Genomic DNA, 15,799 nt, shown 5'->3' with positions numbered 1-15,799 from the left:
GCCGCCTCTATATGCAGGGTCCCTTAACGGCGGAGGGGGCGTCCGCGGCGGCGTCCCCGGCCGGCGCTTCGCATTTTGGAAGCGCCGAAGGTTCTGTCTCCGCCTCCGCGCGGGAGGATTCTGGACTTTCCTCCGCCTTTATCTCCGGCAGCGGCAGGGTTTTAACGGCGAAGATAAGGTAGCCGGTATGACCGATCATCATATCCTCGGGGCGTATCCTGTTCGGTTCGGTCTTGAAGTAGCGCAGCATTATCTCGACCACCTGCACGTCGGCGAAGCCGAATTCCTGAAGCGCGCGCAGCGTCTCGGAGATCTGGTTCGTCGTCGGCACGAGGATGCCGAGATGGTTGCCCGGCGCGAGCGCCTCGTAGGCCTTGTCGATATAGTCCCACGGTGTCGGGACGTCGAGGAATACGGCGTCTGCGCCGCGTTCCTTAAAGCCCTCGTCGAGCGAACGGACGTTGAACTCTATGCGGTGCGCCACGCCCCATTTTTCGGCGTTCTTGCGCGCGAGCGCGGAGAATTCCTCGCGGCGGTCGTATGTGCAGACCTTTCCCGTATCGCCGACGAAGTGGGCGAAGGTGCAGCAGAGGCTGCCGGAACCGGTGCCGCATTCCACGACGGTGCAGCCAGGGAAGATGTTGAGGTGTTCGATGATGAAGCCCGCCTCTTTGGGGAAGACGATCTGCGTCTGCCTTTTGAGGCGGCGCGTGTACTCGCCGAGCGTCGGTCTGAGCAGGAAGTAGACCTCGCCCTTGGGGGTGCGGAGGCCTTCGCCGTAGTCGTGTTCCATGAGGTCGGCATGCTTTATCTGCCCGAAGTGCGTGCCCTGGCTCTGCCCCGGCTGCACTTTGACGAGAAAACTGTCTCCTTTTTTGGGGTTCCAGATAAATACGAGGTCTCCCGCCTGGATCATTTAAGCAGTTCCTTCGCTCCGCCGGCGATCCCGTCGGCGTCGAGCCCCATGTCGGCGAGGACGTCGCCGTTTGAGCCCGAAAGGCCGTAGCGCGTCACGCCGAGGTTCTTTATCCTGACCGCCTTGCCGGCGCGCGCGAAGGCCAGCGCGGCGACCGCCCCGATCCCGGTGTCGGCGTGATGGTCCTCGCAGGTGAGGAGCGGCAGCTCTCCCACAAGCGTGAACAGCTCGTTTTCGTCCATCGAAAGCGGCGTCGCGCAGTGCAGCACCCTGGCGCTGATCCCCTCTTTCGCGAGCAGTTCGCGCGCTTCGACGGCGCGTCCCGCGAGGTGTCCCATCGCGAGGATGGCGACGTCAGTCCCGTCGCGCAGCAGGTCTATCGCGCCGTTACGGAACTCGTAGCCTTCGCCGTAGAATGGCGTGCCGTCCTCTTTCAGGATCACTGGCAGCACGCTGCGCCCCATCGCGAGGCAGACGTTGCCGGGTTCCGCGAGCATCCAGCGCGTCGCGCGGTCGGTCTGGTTCGGGTCGGCGGGAACGACTACGTTCCAGCCGAAGGTGTTGCGGAAGAGGCCGACGTAGTCGATGCACTGGTGCGTCATGCCGTCCTCTCCGACGTCAAGCCCCGTGTGGGTGAGCACCGTCTTCGCGCCGGCGCGGTTGATGTCGTTGAGCCGCTGCTGGTTATATACTTCGTCGCTCGCGAAGACGCCGAAGTCGGCCCACACGGAGACGACTCCCGCGGCCGACGCCGCGCCGGCGGCGGTCGCCGTCGTATGCTCCTGGATGCCGGCCTCCACGTAATTGTCGGGGCAGACCTTCGCGAAGCCGTCGACCTTTACCGAACCGGCGAGGTCGCAGTCGAATACGAGCATCGGCGTCGCGCCCTCTTTTTTATAGTTGAGTTCGCCGACCTCCGCGAGGGCCTTGCCGAAGGCGCCGCGGTTGTCCTTCTTATCTTCCCTTGTATAGGTGTGCGGAACGCCGAGCTCAAGCACCGGTTTTTCCGGCGTGATGCGGCGGCCTTTGGGCAGGGGGCCCTTGCGCTCCGCGAGCGCCGCGTTGAACACGGAGATGTCGCTGCCAAGCTCCTTAAGCGCCAGCTCGAGCTTTTCTCCAGCGGCCGGTTTGCCGTGGTAGTCGGGGATGTTCTCCATAAAAGAGACCCCCTTGCCCATCGTCGTCCGGCAGAGGATGACCGTCGGCACGGGCGAACCCTTCGCCGCCTTCATCGCCCTGTAGAGCGCCTCGTAGTCGTGTCCGTCGCACTCCGTCACCAGCCAGCCGTCGGCGGCCCAGAGCGCGGGGATGTTTACCGGCATCACCTCTTCGAGGCGGCCGCTTATCTGGATGTCGTTCCAGTCCACTAACGCGGTGATATTGGTGAGTTTCTCTTTTGCCGCGATCCTGCGCGCCTCGGCGACCTGTCCCTTGACCTGTTCGCCGTCTCCCATGACGACCCAGGTGTGCGCCCGCGAGCCGCGTGCGCGGGCCGCGAGAGCGAAGCCGACGCCCGCCGCGAGTCCCTGTCCGAGGTTGCCGGTGCCCCAATCGACGCCGGGAACGTCGCGCTCGACATGTCCCTGATAGGGGCTGCCGGCGCGGCGGAAGTTCGCCGCCATCTCATGCGCGGGGAAGAAGCCGTATTCGGCGAGCGCCGCGTAGAAGCCAGCCGAAGTGTGCCCGTGGCTGACGACTATGCGGTCCCGCTCCGGCGAGTCCGCGAGTTCCGGCGTGACGTTCGCCGCGCCGAGCAGCGTCATGTAAATATCCATCGACGAGAGCGCTCCCGCGGGATGCCCGCTCTTTGCCGCCGCCGTCGCGACGACGGCCCACACGCGCGCCTCGCGCGCCGCCCCGCGCAGTTCGGCGACGCCCTCCGCGCTAATCCCCTCAGACTTAAAACCCCGTATTTCCTCTGTGACCTTCATTTAACAAAAAACTCCTCTCATTATGCAAAGGGAATTATGTAAACACATAACTTTTCTAATTGTACAGCTAAAGCGCTCAATTTGGGGAATTTTTCCCGAGGAAATATGAATTTAACGTAAAGGGGCGGCAAAACAGGCAAAAGGCGTGACTTTAAAGGATTTTTAACGCGGCTGATACACACCGGATGCTAAATACTGTAAAATGATTACATCAACAATATCTGCATAGGAGGAATTTTTATGAGCAGTATCGTGGCATTTTTAGTTCTTGCCGTCGTCTATTACATAGGCGAATTTGTCGGCACCAAGACAAAGGCGTGGATTCCGTCTGTCTTCGTCATCGCGTCGCTCTTTCTTTTCGGTTACTGGACATTTTTCCCCAAGGACATCGTGGCTCTGGCGGGAATGGGCGCGCCGCTCGGAGGCACGCTCGTCATCATGCTCTGCATCACCCACATGGGAACGATCATCTCCATCAGGCAGCTGCTTGACCAGTGGAAGATAATCTGCATCACGCTCGCGGGACTCGCCGGCATGGTCGCCCTCTGCTGGTTCGTCTGCATCCCGCTCGTCGGACGCGCCTACGTCATCGCGGGACTGCCGCCGCTCACGGGCGGCATCGTCGCGGCGACGATGATGAACACCGCCGCCGCGGAGAAGGGGCTGACGACCGCCGCCGTACTCGCGATCGCGATGTACGCCGTGCAGGGGTTCTTCGGCTACCCGCTGACCGCCGTCTGCCTCAAACTTGAGGGACGCCGGCTGCTTAAAAAATACCGCAGCGGCGAAGTCCATGTCAACAAAAATGAAAAAGTCGACACCGTCGTCGGCAACATGGCTACGGGTGACGTCCTTAAATACCGCATCTTCCCCGAGATCCCCGCGAAATATTCGTCGACGGCGCTCATCCTCGCGAAGCTGATGTTCTCCGCGTATCTGGCCAGTCTCGCGGCCAAGCTCACGGGCATCAACATGGCGGTCCTGGCGCTGCTCTTCGGCATCGTATTCACCGAGCTCGGGTTCCTGGAGAAGGACGCGCTGCATAAGGCCGGCTCCTACGGCTTCCTCATGTATGTGCTGATGATCTTCGTCTTCGCGGGGCTCAAGGACGCGACGCCGCAGATGCTCGGCGAGTGCATCGGGCCGATGCTGACGATCATCGTCGTCGGCGTCGCTGGCATGGCGGTGCTTTCGATAATAGCCGGCAGGATACTCAAGGTGAGCTGGGAGATGGCCTTCGCGACTTCGCTGACGGCGCTCTACGGCTTCCCGCCGAACTACATCCTCACCGAGGAGTCGGTCAAGGCTCTCGCCGAGACGCCCGAGGAGCACCAATATCTGCTGGACGCGATGCTGCCGCAGATGATCGTCGGCGGCTTTGTGACGGTAACGATCACCTCCGTCATCATTGCCGGTATTTTTATCGGACTGCTTTAATAAAGAGCTGCCGGCGGTACCAGCCGCCCGTGTCACAGGCGGCTGGTACCGCCGGCGGAACAGACGTTTTTGCTTGCGAACGTTTGTAAAATAAATTAGGAGGCTTGAAATGAATATAAAAGAAGCTGCCGAGAGGCACAACGGCTACATCGTCGCCCAAAGGCGCCGCTTCCACGCCCATCCCGAACTTTCGTTTGAGGAGAGGGAGACGACGGCGGCGATCAGGGGCGAACTCGAGGCGATGGGGATCGCCGTCGAGACCTTCCCCGATTATTACGGCCTCATCGGCACTATCGAAGGCGGAAAGCCCGGGGCCACGGTGATGCTGCGCGCCGACATCGACGCGCTGCCCTCGGTCGAAAAGACGGGGCTGCCCTTCGCCTCGGAAAACGAGGGCAAAATGCACGCCTGCGGACACGACGCGCACATCTCGATGCTGCTCGGCGCGGCTAAGATACTTTCGGAGATGAGGGACGAGCTCAGCGGAACGGTGAAGCTGCTGTTTCAAGCGGCGGAGGAATCCTGCCACGGCGCGGAGTATTACGTCGAAAGGGGCTGCCTCGACGGCGTCGGCGCGATCTTCGGCATGCACATCTGGGGCACGCTCGACGCGCCGCTCATGAGCCTCGAGCCCGGCGGCCGCATGGCCTCCTGCGACAACTTCAAGATCACCGTCCGCGGCCTCACCGCCCACGGCTCGGCGCCGCACCTCGGCCGCGACGCGGTGGTCGCGGCTGCCTCTATCGTCATGAACCTCCAGACCTTCGTCAGCCGCGTCAACGACCCGCTCAACACTCTCGTCGTCTCCGTCGGCACCGTACACGGAGGGCAGCGCTTCAACATCATCGCCAACGAAGCGGTGATGGAGGGCACCGTGCGCACCTATTCGCGCGAGCTGCGCAAGACGATCGACAAACAGCTCGAAAAGATAATAAAGAACACCGCCGAAGCTCTCGGCTGCGAGGCGGAGCTGCAATACGACCGCTTCCCCGGACCGATCATCAACGACCACGACGACCTCAACCGGATCGCGAGAGAGGCCGCCGTCAAGCTTTACGGCGAGGATATCCTCACGACGATGCCGCGCCTCACCGGCTCGGAAGACTTCGCCTACTTCATGGAGAAGGTCCCCGGCTTTTACGGCTTCATCGGCGCGCTCAACCCCGCCTGCGGCATCACGTACTCGAACCACAGCGACAAATTCACCGTCGACGAGGATGCGCTGCACCGCGGCGCGGCGCTCTACGCGCAGTTCGCGAAAGACTTTACAGACGAAAGGGCGGCGAAGTAATGGCTGACATCAAAGCGCTGGCCGCGAAATACAACGACTATATCGTGGAGAGGCGCAGATACTACCACGCCCGTCCCGAACTGACGGAGCACGAGGCGGAGACGACGGAGGCCGTCGTTAAGGACCTCGAGGCGATGGGGCTTCCCGTCGAACGCTTCGAGGGAATGTACGGCTGCGTCGCGACGCTGGAAGGCGCTACGCCCGGAAAAACGGTGCTGCTGCGCGCCGACATCGACGCCCTGCCCGTAAAAGAGGCGACCGGCCTTCCCTTCGCCTCGCGGAACGAGGGCAGGATGCACGCCTGCGGGCACGATGCGCATATCGCGATGCAGCTCGGCGCGGCGAAGATCCTTACGGAGATGCGCGGCGAGCTCGGCGGCACGGTCAAGTTCTTCTTCCAGCCCGCCGAAGAGCTCGCGCTGGGCGCCAAAGGCGCGGTCGAGCGCGGGCTGATGAAGGGTGTTGACGCTGTCTACGGCGCTCATGTCTGGGGGCTGGTCGACGCCGGCAAGATAAACATCGCCCACGGCGAGCGCATGGCCTCCTGCGACATGTTTACGCTGACGGTCAGGGGCGAGGCGAGCCACGGCTCCGCGCCGCATCTCGGCCGCGACGCTGTCGTCGCCGCCTCGGCGGTAATCATGGCGCTGCAGACCATCGTCAGCCGCGTCAACAACCCGCTCAACTCGCTCGTTCTCACAGTCGGCACCTTCGACGCGGGGCAGCGCTTCAACATCGTCGCCGACAAAGCCGTCATGGACGGCACCGTGCGCACCTTCGACCCGAAGTTCCGCATGAAGATGGAGGAGATGATCAGAAAGACCGCCCGGGATGTGGCCGCCGGCTACGGCTGCACGGCGGAGCTCGATTACAAATACCTCTGCCCCGCGGTGATAAACTCCGACGAAAAGGTCGTGGAGACGGCGCGCGGCGCGGCGGTCAAACTCTTCGGCGAAGATGTGCTCGTCCCCTTTGAAAAGCTCATGGGCTCCGAAGATTTCTCCTTCCTCATGGAGGACACCCCGGGAGTTTACGGCTTCATCGGCGGACGCAGTAAGGATGTCCCGGGGTCTGGCATGTCGAATCATCACGAATGCTACACGATAGACGAAAAAATACTCCCCATGGGAGCCGCGCTCGCGGCACAGTTCGCGGCGGATTTCCTCGCAAAATAAAAGTACAGGAAAAATGTAAAATCGACGCGGGCGAAGGAATTGTGATAACTCCGGCCCGCGCCGGTTTTTTACCGCTCTCTCACGCGTAAATGCCGGATTCCTCCCACAAAGCTTCGTGCTTTTCCAGCAGCCCCGCCGTCTTCTGTGGGTCTGCGGCGCCAATGGCGGTCAGCAGGGCGGTTATCAGGCACATTACAGGGGCGATATTGTCGGAATATGAGAGCAGCTCCGTATATACGAGCAGAGATATTTCAGAGTGAGGTATGAGCGGAGAGGTCATCGTATCGGTGATGGCTATCGTATGGGCGCCTTTGCTGCGCGCTGCCTCCAAAGCGTCGACCGTGGATTTGGGGTATTTGGGCAGACTTATGGCTAGTACGGCGTCGTCTTCGGTCAGCGTCGCCAGATAATCGATAATTTCGTTGCTGCAATTGACCGCGAATACCGACTCTCTGATCCAGTTGAGAACGAACGCGAAGTAATAGACCAGCCCATAGGAGCTTCTTGAACCGACGAGAAATACTCTCTTTGCTTGTGACAGCACGGCGACCGCCCGGTCAAAATCTTTTTCATTGAGATTCATCATGGCATACTGGATACCGTCTATCCCCTTTTGCATCATGCCCTGCATGATCCCGCCGTCGCCGCTTAACGAAGTTTCTTTCAGCCGCTGCGACATGGTGATCTGAGTTTTTAACAAATCCTGTATCTCGCGCTGAAACTCGGAATATCCGGAGTAACCGAGCGTCGTGGCAAATCTGATGATACTTGATTCGCTGACGCCGCATTGCTGCCCCATCTTGAACGATGTCAAAAAAACAGCCTTTTCATAGTTTTGCAGAATGAAGTCCGCGATCTTTTTGTGGCTTTTGCTGAAAGAGGGCTGCATCATTCTGATGCGTTCCATGGCGTTCCCCGCGGGGACTAAAGGGTTGGAATCCGTTTTATTCATAATGTGCCATCTCCGATTTTTATTGATGAATTTTCTCCGTTATTTTACATGAGTAGTCGATTCTTGACAAGAAAAAGTAAATTTTACTACAAAAAACTATGTATATATTTAAATAATGGAAATAATCCATTATTTTTTGCAAAATGATTGACTTGCTCCGTAATATGGTGTATTTTAACCATGTTGTCGCTTTTATCTAAAAGAGAGTAAAGGGGTGGTTCCGGTGAAGCTTGGATTTGTCGGCTTGGGAAAAATGGGCAAAAATATGGCTGTAAACCTGGCTATGAAGCATAAAGACGAGGTAATGGCTTACGATGTTTCTAGCGCCTGTTATCGTGAACTTTCAGAAATTGGAATAAAACCGGTGGATGATATCCACCAAATTGCGTCGGCAGGTATCATCTTTCTTTCTTTGCCAAACGCGCGGATAGTTGAAAATCTATTGATCGGCGAGAACGGCCTTTTGGAAAAGCTGTCTCGCGGGCAAGTTGTGGCGGATCTAAGCACCATCTCTTATGATTCGACGATAAAACTCCACAACGCCCTTATGGCGAAAGGAGTGCGTTTTCTCGACGCCCCTGTTTCCGGCATGGAGGCGCGCGCCAAAGACGGCACTCTTTCGGTGATGTGCGGCGGCGACTATGAAACCTTTGAATATGTAAGGCCATATTTTGAAATGATGGGCAGCAATATTCTCTTTATGGGCGGGCCGGGGTGCGGCCAGCTCGCAAAATTGATCAATCAGCTGCTGTTCGATATCAACGCCGCGGCTTTGGCCGAGATACTGCCGATGGCTGTAAAGCTGGGGCTCGACCCGGAAAAGGTAGGGGCGATCGTCAACAGCGGAACCGGCAGAAGCTATGCCTCTGAATTTTTTATTCCCAGAGTGCTCAAGGGAATATTTTCCCAGGGGTATTTTATGGAAAACGCGTATAAAGATCTCGTCAGCGCGGCCGAGCTCTCCGCGAACAACGGGATACCTCTGCCGGTGTTAAGCGCGGCGACGTCGACCTATCAGACGGCGTTGCTGCGCGGACTTGGCGGGGAAGACAAGGGCGCTATGATAAAGGTCTATGAAGAGCTGCTCGGCGTAGTTTTTCGCGCAGGGGCTCGGGCGTGATGGGCGAGACGGAGAAACGCGGAGACCCGCGGAATATAACCGAGGCCTATTACGAGGGGCTGATGTCGTCAGTCGGGTATCGCGGCAAAGATCTCGCGAAGCCGATTATTGGCGTCGTCAATTCCTGCAACGACGTGAACCCCGGCCATAAGCCGCTCTCCCAATTGGCGCTTTATGTAAAGGAGGGCGTGTGGGCGGCCGGAGGCGCACCCGCTGAGTTTTGCGTTCCCGCGCCATGCGATGGGATGGCGCAGGGAAAAGGGATGCATTATGTGCTTCCTCAGCGGGACCTTATCGCGGCTTCCATTGAGGCGATGGTCAGGGCGCATGGGTTCGACGGATTGGTTTTTCTCTGCTCCTGCGACAAGATTGTCCCAGGTATGCTTATGGCGGCCGCAAAGCTTGACCTTCCCTCGCTCTTTATCACGGCGGGTGCGATGCTGCCCTATCAGAGCTGCGGGAAGGATTATGTCACATGTGACCTCAAAGAGGCGATCGGCAAGGTCAACAGCGGCGAGCTAGACGCGGCGACTTTTTCTGGCTGGAAGAAAAATATTTGCTTCTCCCAAGGAACATGCTCCATGTACGGTACGGCGAATACGATGGGCTCTTTTTTAGAGGCCGTAGGCGTCGCTCCGTTTGGGAGTTCGACGATGCTTTTCTGCGCTTCGGAAAAATCCAGACAGGCGAGAGACGTCGGAGAACGTGTTGTCGAACTGGTTAAAAATAAGACGTCGTTTTCGAAAATATTTAATCCAGCCTCGCTCAACAACGGGATCCGCTATATCTCCGCCACCGGCGGCTCGACAAACGCCGCCCTGCATATTCCGGCGATCTCCAAAGCTATGGGGCACCCCATTTCCCTCTCTGATTTTGACAGGGAACAGGCCGCCGTCCCCGTAGTGGCAAAATTCAAACCCGCGTCGGAATATAACATCAGCGACTACCATCGCGCCGGAGGCGTCCTTTCCGTGCTTAGGCAAATTGCCGGTTACGTCGACACGAGCCTTCCTACGGCTATGGGGGGAACGCTGAAAGATCATATAGAAAATACTCCCCATGTTGATTGCGAAGATGTGATTTCTAAGCCGGCCGATTCAAAATTTCAGGACGGATGTTATTCGATTCTCTTTGGAAACCTCGCCCCCCGAGGAGCAGTGGTAAAGAAGACCGGGGTCGATCCCAGCATGTATTGCCATAAGGGGCCGGCCGTCGTTTTTGATTCGGAGGAGGAGGTTCGTGATTATCTGCTGGGTGGCTCTGTCGCCAAGGGGTCGGTCCTGGTGATCCGCTATGAGGGGCCTAAGGGCGGCCCCGGCATGCGGGAGATGTCTATACCGGCGGCGATGCTTGTCGGAATGGGGCTGCATACGTCCGTGGCCATGATCACCGACGGCCGTTTTTCAGGCGCGACCAGGGGCCCGTGCGTCGGCCACATTACGCCGGAGGCGTGGGACGGCGGTGTTATCGGACTTGTGCAAAACGGCGATGCTATTGAGATAGACCTTAATAAAAAGTCCCTGACGCTCTTCGTCTCCGACGAAATTCTGGAAGAGCGGCGGAAAAAAGTAGTCAGGCCGGCACGGAAGGCCGACGGGATCCTTGAGGCTTACCGCCAGGGAGTGCGAGGGGCGGACGAAGGCGCCGTCTGGCTCTACGGCGGCTCAAATCATAAAGAATAAAATATCAATCGGGAGGTTATGTATCATGGCAGCAAACAACGCACCGCGCAACAACGTATTCTACAGGACACAGACATGGCGTTACCCTAAGATAGTGAAAGGCGAAGGCGTCTTTCTCTATGGCGAGAACGGAAAAAGGTACCTCGACGCGTGCTCGGGATCGGCTGTCGCCAATATCGGCCACGGCAACGCCGAGATCGCCGATTACGCCCGCGGGCAAATGGCAAGGATAGCCTTTACCCACCTTTCAAGGTGGACGGTGGATACTATCGAGGCGTGCGCTGAAAAGCTTGCTTCATGGACGCCTGGAGACCTCGATCACGTATACTTCGTTTCAGGCGGAAGCGAGGCTGTGGAAACAGCCCTGAAAATGGCCCGCCAGTATTTCATCGAACGCGACGGCTCCAGCAGCAAATGGAAAGTGATATCGAAGTGGAACGGTTTCCATGGAAATACGCTGGGAGCGCTTTCCGTTACGGGCATAAGCGGCCGCAAAAAGGTTTTTGATCCGATACTGCTGCAGTTCCCAAAAATACCCCAGTTCTATCACTACCGCAATCCATGGGGCTGCGGCACACTGATGGAGACGAGCGTCAAAGCTGCGGAAGCTCTTGAGTCCGAGATACTTCGCCAGGGGCCGGAGAATGTCATGGCCTTTATAAGCGAGCCGGTCGTAGGCTCCGCCTGCCCGGGGATTCACCCCGCGCCCGTATACTTCCAGATGGTGCGGAGCATCTGCGACAAATATGACGTTCTGTGGATCGACGACGAGGTTATGGCGGGGTGCGGAAGGACAGGAAAGAAAATGGCGGTGGAACATTTCGGCGGCGCGATCCCCGATATCCTCTGCACTGCAAAAGGGATGAGCTGCGGCTATACTCCAATCGGAGCGGCCGTCGCGTCGGAGAAGGTTTTTAACGCCATCATGATCGACGGTTCCGGAAGCTTTCATCACGGACATACTTACGCCGGCAACCCTCTTTCGACAGGGATCGCCTGCAAGGTGATGGAAATTATCGAACGCGAGCATTATATCGACAATGCCGCCGTGCAGGGCGAATACCTCCTTGCCAAACTCGAAGAACTGTACAAATATCCTATCGTCGGCGACGTGCGCGGCAAAGGCTTGATGTGCGGCATCGAGTTCGTGCGCGATAAAACTACCAAAGAGCCTTTCGAGACAAAACAGAACATAAAGGGCAAGATCACCGAATATTGCTTGGAGCGCGGCATCGTTCCCTATCCCGGAGGCGGCTCCGCCGATGGAGTGCGCGGAGATCATATCCAGATCACCCCGCCGATCACCATCAGCCGCGAAGAGGTCGATATTCTCATCTCCGCGCTCGACGCCGCGATAAAGCAAGTTTGCGATGAACTTCGCTGACGCTTTTATCCTCCGAATAAATATCCTTATGATAAGATAAGCTGGGATTACGGGAGAGATATACGATGAATGAACTTTACAATATCCAATTCAGCAGCGTTTACACCCTTTTCTTCGCGGTCATATTAGCGTTGCTGGGCGAATGGATAAATTCCAAGGTATCTGTTTTCAGAAAATACTGTATCTCTGGGGCGGTCGTAGGCGGGCTGCTTTTCGCGGCGTTGGCGCTGGCCCTTCGCTTGACGGGAGTCGTCGGATTTACCTTTGATAACTCCTACCAGGGGTTTTTCATGGACCTCTTCTTTACTGCCAGCGGATTTGGCGCCAGCATGGTCGTCCTTAAAAAAGGAGGCAAGGTTGTCATTGTGTTCTTGATACTGGCCTCTCTGCTTGCTTTTCTGCAGAATGTCCTTTCCGTATCGCTGGGCACGATGCTAGGCTTGGAGCCGATGATAGCGCTGATGACCGGTTCCATCCCGATGACCGGAGGGCACGGCTATGCGGCTTCCTTCGCTCCGCCCGATTACCCCGGGGCGCTTTCGGTCGCGATAGCCGCCGCCACCTTTGGGCTCGTCAGCGGATCATTGCTTGGAGGCCCGCTCGCCAACAGCCTGATCCAGAAAAAACATCTGCTGGACAGTGTTGCCGACGGCTCCATGGATACGGAATCGCCGGAAAAATCCGCCGCGATGGTTTCTGTCGGCGAGATACCCAAATCGTTCTTTCTCATATTCGTGGCGCTTGGCGTCGGTATGATCATGCAATCGGTGTTCAACTATTTCTTCCCCTCCGTCGTACTGTCGTCTCATGTGATGGGGATGTGCGGTGGGGCTGTGATGAGGGTGGCGCTGGACGCGAAGAAGGCCGATGTGCCGGAGGTTGAAATAGAGACGATCGGGGACGTATTCCTGACGGTCTTCGTTTCAATGGCGATTTATACGATGAAGCTCTGGGAACTTATCGACATGGCGCTTCCCATTATGGTTGTACTGCTGGCCCAGGTGCTGCTGATGTATCTTTTTGCCCGCTATCTCACCTTCAACCTTACCGGAAAAAACTACGATGCGGCCGTGATCTGTGCCGGGCATGTCGGCTTCGGTTTAGGGGCGGTACCTGTCGCGATGGCTAATATGAACGCTCTCCGCGTCAAATATCGCTATTCAAAACTGGCGTTCCTGGTGGTTCCTGTGATAGGCGGTCTCTTTTGCAACTTTACTAATGCCGCGATCATAACCATGTGGTTGAATTGGTGCCGCTGACCGCGGACGCTATTGAATAGTAAAGCCCTCTTCAGAACTATATAGTTTTATGAAAGGAGCCCGGAGAGCGTTTGTTCCCCGGCTTCCTTTTTTATTGCCATCGTGGAAGGCCCGCGTATTTTTTTTCTCACGCGCTTGACAAAAAGGAAAGAGGCGTGTTCTAATTAAACAACAAAGCAGGGGAGCTTGCGCGGCAGGCTGAGAGGAAGTTATTTACTTCGACCCTTACACCTGATGCGGGTAATGCCGCCGTAGGAAGATAGCATAAATGTCTTTTAAGCGGGGAATGCCTATTCGGGTGTTCCCCGCTTAATTTCTGCGAAGAAAGTGGTGGCACGATGGATCATTCAACACAGATGGAGGCGGCGCGCCGGGGCGTCTTGACAAAGGAGATGGCGGCGGTCGCGGAGAAGGAGCGCATCGGAACGGACAAGCTTATGGGGCTGATGGCCGAGGGACGCGCGATAATACCATGCAACAGGCTGCACTCCGCCTTATCGCCCAATGGACTGGGCTCGATGCTTAAGACGAAGATCAACGTCAACCTCGGTACCTCGCGTGATATGACCGATCTTGAGATGGAGTTCAAAAAGGTGCAAAGCGCCGTCGAAATGGGTGCCGAGGCGATCATGGACCTGAGCTCCTTCGGCGACACGCGGAAATTCCGCCGCCATCTGACGGGGAATTGTACGGCGATGATCGGCACGGTGCCGATCTACGACGCCGTCGTCTACTATAACAAGCCGCTGGCGCAGATAACGACGGAGGAGTGGATCGATATCGCGCGGATGCACGCCGAGGACGGCGTTGACTTCATGACGATACACTGCGGCATCAACCGCGATACGGCGCATAAATTCAAAAAGAACAAGCGCCTGACGAACATCGTCTCACGCGGCGGCTCGATAATCTTCGCCTGGATGGAGATGACTGGCAAAGAAAATCCCTTCTATGAACGTTTCGACGAGCTGCTCGAAATATGCCGCGATTATGACGTGACGCTGAGCCTCGGCGATGCCTGCCGCCCCGGCTGTCTCGCGGACGCCACCGACGCTTCGCAGGTTGAGGAGCTGATAACGCTCGGCGAACTGACGAAGCGGGCCTGGGAGCGCGACGTGCAGGTGATGATAGAGGGGCCGGGGCACATGCCGCTGAACCAGATCGCGGCGAACATGGAGATAGAAAAGACGCTCTGCCACGGCGCGCCCTTCTACGTGCTCGGACCGATCGTCACCGACGTCGCCCCCGGCTACGACCACATCACCTCCGCGATCGGCGGCGCGCTGGCCGCGGCGAGCGGCGCGGCCTTCCTCTGTTACGTGACGCCCGCAGAGCACCTGCGTCTGCCGGATGTGAACGACGTCAAAGAGGGGATCGTCGCCGCGCGCATCGCGGCGCACGCCGCCGACATCGCGAAGGGCGTGCCCGGCGCGAGGGAATGGGACGACCGCATGAGTTTCGCGCGTAAAAAGCTTGACTGGGAAAAGATGTTCGAGCTGGCGATCGACCCGGAAAAGGCGAGGCGATACCGAGCCGAATCAAAGCCCGAGAAAGAGGATACCTGCAGCATGTGCGGCAACTTCTGCGCCGTGAGGAACATGAACCGGATACTCGATGGGGAGATCGTCTCTATTTTTGACGAATAGAGGCTGATGGCATGGACGGCGGCGCGGGCACGGCCGCCGCCCATGCCTGTGACGCCGCTCTTATCGCAGCTCCAGGTCCCAGCGCTCTTCGAGAACGGGGACGCCCCATTCCGAGTTTTCGCCCGTTTCAGTGATTTTGAAGCCCTTCGCCGCGTAAAGGCGTCTCGCCGCCTCCTGGGCGCTGACCGTCCAGAGGAATGCGCGGTGATAGCCCCTTTCTCGGCAGAAATCGAGCGCCTTATCAAAGAGCTTTTGCCCCGCGCCGAGGCCGCGCAGTTCAGGCTCGAGGAAGAAATAGCGCAGCTGCGCCGTCTTCGCGTCGGTGTGGGTTACGGCTACGCAGCCGGCGGGAGCGCCGGCGCTCTCGAGGATGTAGATATTATCGAGCTCCGGGTCGAAACGGTCCACCAGCGCCAGCACGCCCTCCCGCAGGTAACGCTGCCATATTTCTGAGGAAAAGCCGCGCTCCGTCTCGTAAAGCGAGAGCTGCCTCTCGATCACGTAGTCCACGTCCGTCTCGCGGAATGTGCGGATGGAGAACCCGGCGGGGGCGGCCTCGAGATATTTTTTTATCGTCCTCATCGCCTGCCGGAGTTTGCCGCGCTCATCCTCGCCGAGTCCGGAGATGAGCCGCTCTATCTGCCGGTTGGAACGTTCGTCGAGGCCGCGAAGGACGCGCCTCCCCTCGTTCGTCAGCCGGATGTCGCTTGCGCGGCTGTCATTTTTGTTCGCCGCCCGTGTGACGAGCCCGTCTTTTTCAAATTTCACGACGATCCTGCTCATATAACTGCGGTCTATTCCGAGAGCTCCGGCGAGCCGGTTGGCGGTGCAGTTCTTCGTCCTGCCGATCTCGAGCAGCACCCTCGCCTCGGTGAGAGAGTAGCCCGAATCAAGAATGTGCCGGTCGAGCAGCCCTATCACCCCCGTGTAGAAGCGGTTAAAGGCCCTGATCTCGGTGATGGTGTCCATGTTATTGTCCATTGCTGAGCGATCCCCTTATAATATA

12 protein-coding genes and 1 riboswitch are annotated in these 15,799 nt (G+C 57.9%); of the genes, 8 read left to right on the top strand and 4 right to left on the bottom strand.

Translation table 11 applies throughout. From position 1 onward, the window contains the following. Positions 1–7 precede the first annotated feature (7 nt). The gene (locus CLOEV_RS12630; RefSeq protein WP_034444130.1) at positions 8–916 is read right to left on the bottom strand and encodes a tRNA (adenine-N1)-methyltransferase; all 909 of its coding nucleotides are present in this window, start codon (positions 914–916) and stop codon (positions 8–10) included. Next, positions 913–2,847: a transketolase gene (locus CLOEV_RS12625; RefSeq protein ID WP_034444128.1), complete on the bottom strand. Its 1,935-nt coding sequence runs from the start codon at positions 2,845–2,847 to the stop codon at positions 913–915. The genes CLOEV_RS12630 and CLOEV_RS12625 overlap by 4 nt, the downstream gene beginning before the upstream one ends. Before the next feature lie 240 nt (positions 2,848–3,087). Here CLOEV_RS12625 and CLOEV_RS12620 point away from each other — a divergent pair, with 240 nt between their 5' ends. From CLOEV_RS12620 to CLOEV_RS12610, 3 genes are all read left to right on the top strand, one after another. After that, the gene (locus tag CLOEV_RS12620) at positions 3,088–4,284 is read left to right on the top strand and encodes a hypothetical protein (RefSeq protein WP_156938422.1); all 1,197 of its coding nucleotides are present in this window, start codon (positions 3,088–3,090) and stop codon (positions 4,282–4,284) included. A 109-nt stretch (positions 4,285–4,393) separates the two neighbouring features. After that, entirely contained in the window at positions 4,394–5,575 is a 1,182-nt protein-coding gene (locus tag CLOEV_RS12615; protein WP_008713477.1) for an amidohydrolase, read from the top strand. After that, a complete protein-coding gene (locus CLOEV_RS12610; protein WP_008713475.1) occupies positions 5,575–6,750 on the top strand; it encodes an amidohydrolase in 1,176 nt (391 codons plus the stop codon). The genes CLOEV_RS12615 and CLOEV_RS12610 overlap by 1 nt, the downstream gene beginning before the upstream one ends. 79 nt (positions 6,751–6,829) lie before the next feature. On the opposite strand, the gene CLOEV_RS12605 is transcribed toward CLOEV_RS12610, so the two are convergent. After that, on the bottom strand, positions 6,830–7,702 hold the full coding sequence (locus CLOEV_RS12605) for a MurR/RpiR family transcriptional regulator (protein WP_034444125.1): 873 nt from the start codon (positions 7,700–7,702) through the stop codon (positions 6,830–6,832). 223 nt (positions 7,703–7,925) lie between these two features. Between CLOEV_RS12605 and CLOEV_RS12600 the strand changes: the two genes are divergently transcribed. From CLOEV_RS12600 to thiC, 5 genes are all read left to right on the top strand, one after another. After that, positions 7,926–8,822, top strand: a complete 897-nt coding sequence (locus tag CLOEV_RS12600; protein WP_034445918.1) for an NAD(P)-dependent oxidoreductase — start codon at positions 7,926–7,928, stop codon at positions 8,820–8,822. Further along, positions 8,822–10,504: a dihydroxy-acid dehydratase gene (gene ilvD / locus CLOEV_RS12595; protein ID WP_051485075.1), complete on the top strand. Its 1,683-nt coding sequence runs from the start codon at positions 8,822–8,824 to the stop codon at positions 10,502–10,504. Before CLOEV_RS12600 ends, ilvD begins: the two co-directional genes overlap by 1 nt. A 25-nt stretch (positions 10,505–10,529) precedes the next feature. Beyond that, positions 10,530–11,888, top strand: coding sequence for an aminotransferase family protein (locus tag CLOEV_RS12590; RefSeq protein ID WP_034444123.1), 1,359 nt, complete (start codon positions 10,530–10,532; stop codon positions 11,886–11,888). A gap of 65 nt (positions 11,889–11,953) precedes the next feature. Continuing rightward, the gene (locus tag CLOEV_RS12585; RefSeq protein WP_051485074.1) at positions 11,954–13,147 is read left to right on the top strand and encodes a sodium/glutamate symporter; all 1,194 of its coding nucleotides are present in this window, start codon (positions 11,954–11,956) and stop codon (positions 13,145–13,147) included. A 168-nt stretch (positions 13,148–13,315) separates the two neighbouring features. After that, a riboswitch (TPP riboswitch) is annotated at positions 13,316–13,422 on the top strand. Between the two features lie 63 nt (positions 13,423–13,485). Beyond that, a complete protein-coding gene (gene thiC / locus CLOEV_RS12580) occupies positions 13,486–14,793 on the top strand; it encodes a phosphomethylpyrimidine synthase ThiC (RefSeq protein ID WP_034444121.1) in 1,308 nt (435 codons plus the stop codon). Positions 14,794–14,853: 60 nt separating this feature from the next. Here the strand turns inward: thiC and CLOEV_RS12575 are convergent, their stop codons facing one another. Then, a complete protein-coding gene (locus CLOEV_RS12575) occupies positions 14,854–15,774 on the bottom strand; it encodes a bifunctional helix-turn-helix transcriptional regulator/GNAT family N-acetyltransferase (RefSeq protein WP_034444119.1) in 921 nt (306 codons plus the stop codon). Positions 15,775–15,799 lie beyond the last annotated feature (25 nt).

The organism is Cloacibacillus evryensis DSM 19522 (assembly GCF_000585335.1).
GTDB lineage: Bacteria > Synergistota > Synergistia > Synergistales > Synergistaceae > Cloacibacillus > Cloacibacillus evryensis.
Note: the sequence above shows the minus strand (reverse complement) of the source record. Positions and strands in the feature narration are given on the sequence as shown.

Excerpts from the sequence above, each read along its gene's own strand:
- CLOEV_RS12630 (WP_034444130.1), bottom strand. The coding sequence starts at position 916 with ATGATCCAGGCGGGAGACCTCGTATTTATCTGGAACCCCAAAAAAGGA.
- CLOEV_RS12625 (WP_034444128.1), bottom strand. The coding sequence starts at position 2,847 with ATGAAGGTCACAGAGGAAATACGGGGTTTTAAGTCTGAGGGGATTAGC.
- CLOEV_RS12620 (WP_156938422.1), top strand. The coding sequence starts at position 3,088 with ATGAGCAGTATCGTGGCATTTTTAGTTCTTGCCGTCGTCTATTACATA.
- CLOEV_RS12615 (WP_008713477.1), top strand. The coding sequence starts at position 4,394 with ATGAATATAAAAGAAGCTGCCGAGAGGCACAACGGCTACATCGTCGCC.
- CLOEV_RS12610 (WP_008713475.1), top strand. The coding sequence starts at position 5,575 with ATGGCTGACATCAAAGCGCTGGCCGCGAAATACAACGACTATATCGTG.
- CLOEV_RS12605 (WP_034444125.1), bottom strand. The coding sequence starts at position 7,702 with ATGAATAAAACGGATTCCAACCCTTTAGTCCCCGCGGGGAACGCCATG.
- ilvD (WP_051485075.1), top strand. The coding sequence starts at position 8,822 with ATGGGCGAGACGGAGAAACGCGGAGACCCGCGGAATATAACCGAGGCC.
- CLOEV_RS12590 (WP_034444123.1), top strand. The coding sequence starts at position 10,530 with ATGGCAGCAAACAACGCACCGCGCAACAACGTATTCTACAGGACACAG.
- CLOEV_RS12585 (WP_051485074.1), top strand. The coding sequence starts at position 11,954 with ATGAATGAACTTTACAATATCCAATTCAGCAGCGTTTACACCCTTTTC.
- thiC (WP_034444121.1), top strand. The coding sequence starts at position 13,486 with ATGGATCATTCAACACAGATGGAGGCGGCGCGCCGGGGCGTCTTGACA.
- CLOEV_RS12575 (WP_034444119.1), bottom strand. The coding sequence starts at position 15,774 with ATGGACAATAACATGGACACCATCACCGAGATCAGGGCCTTTAACCGC.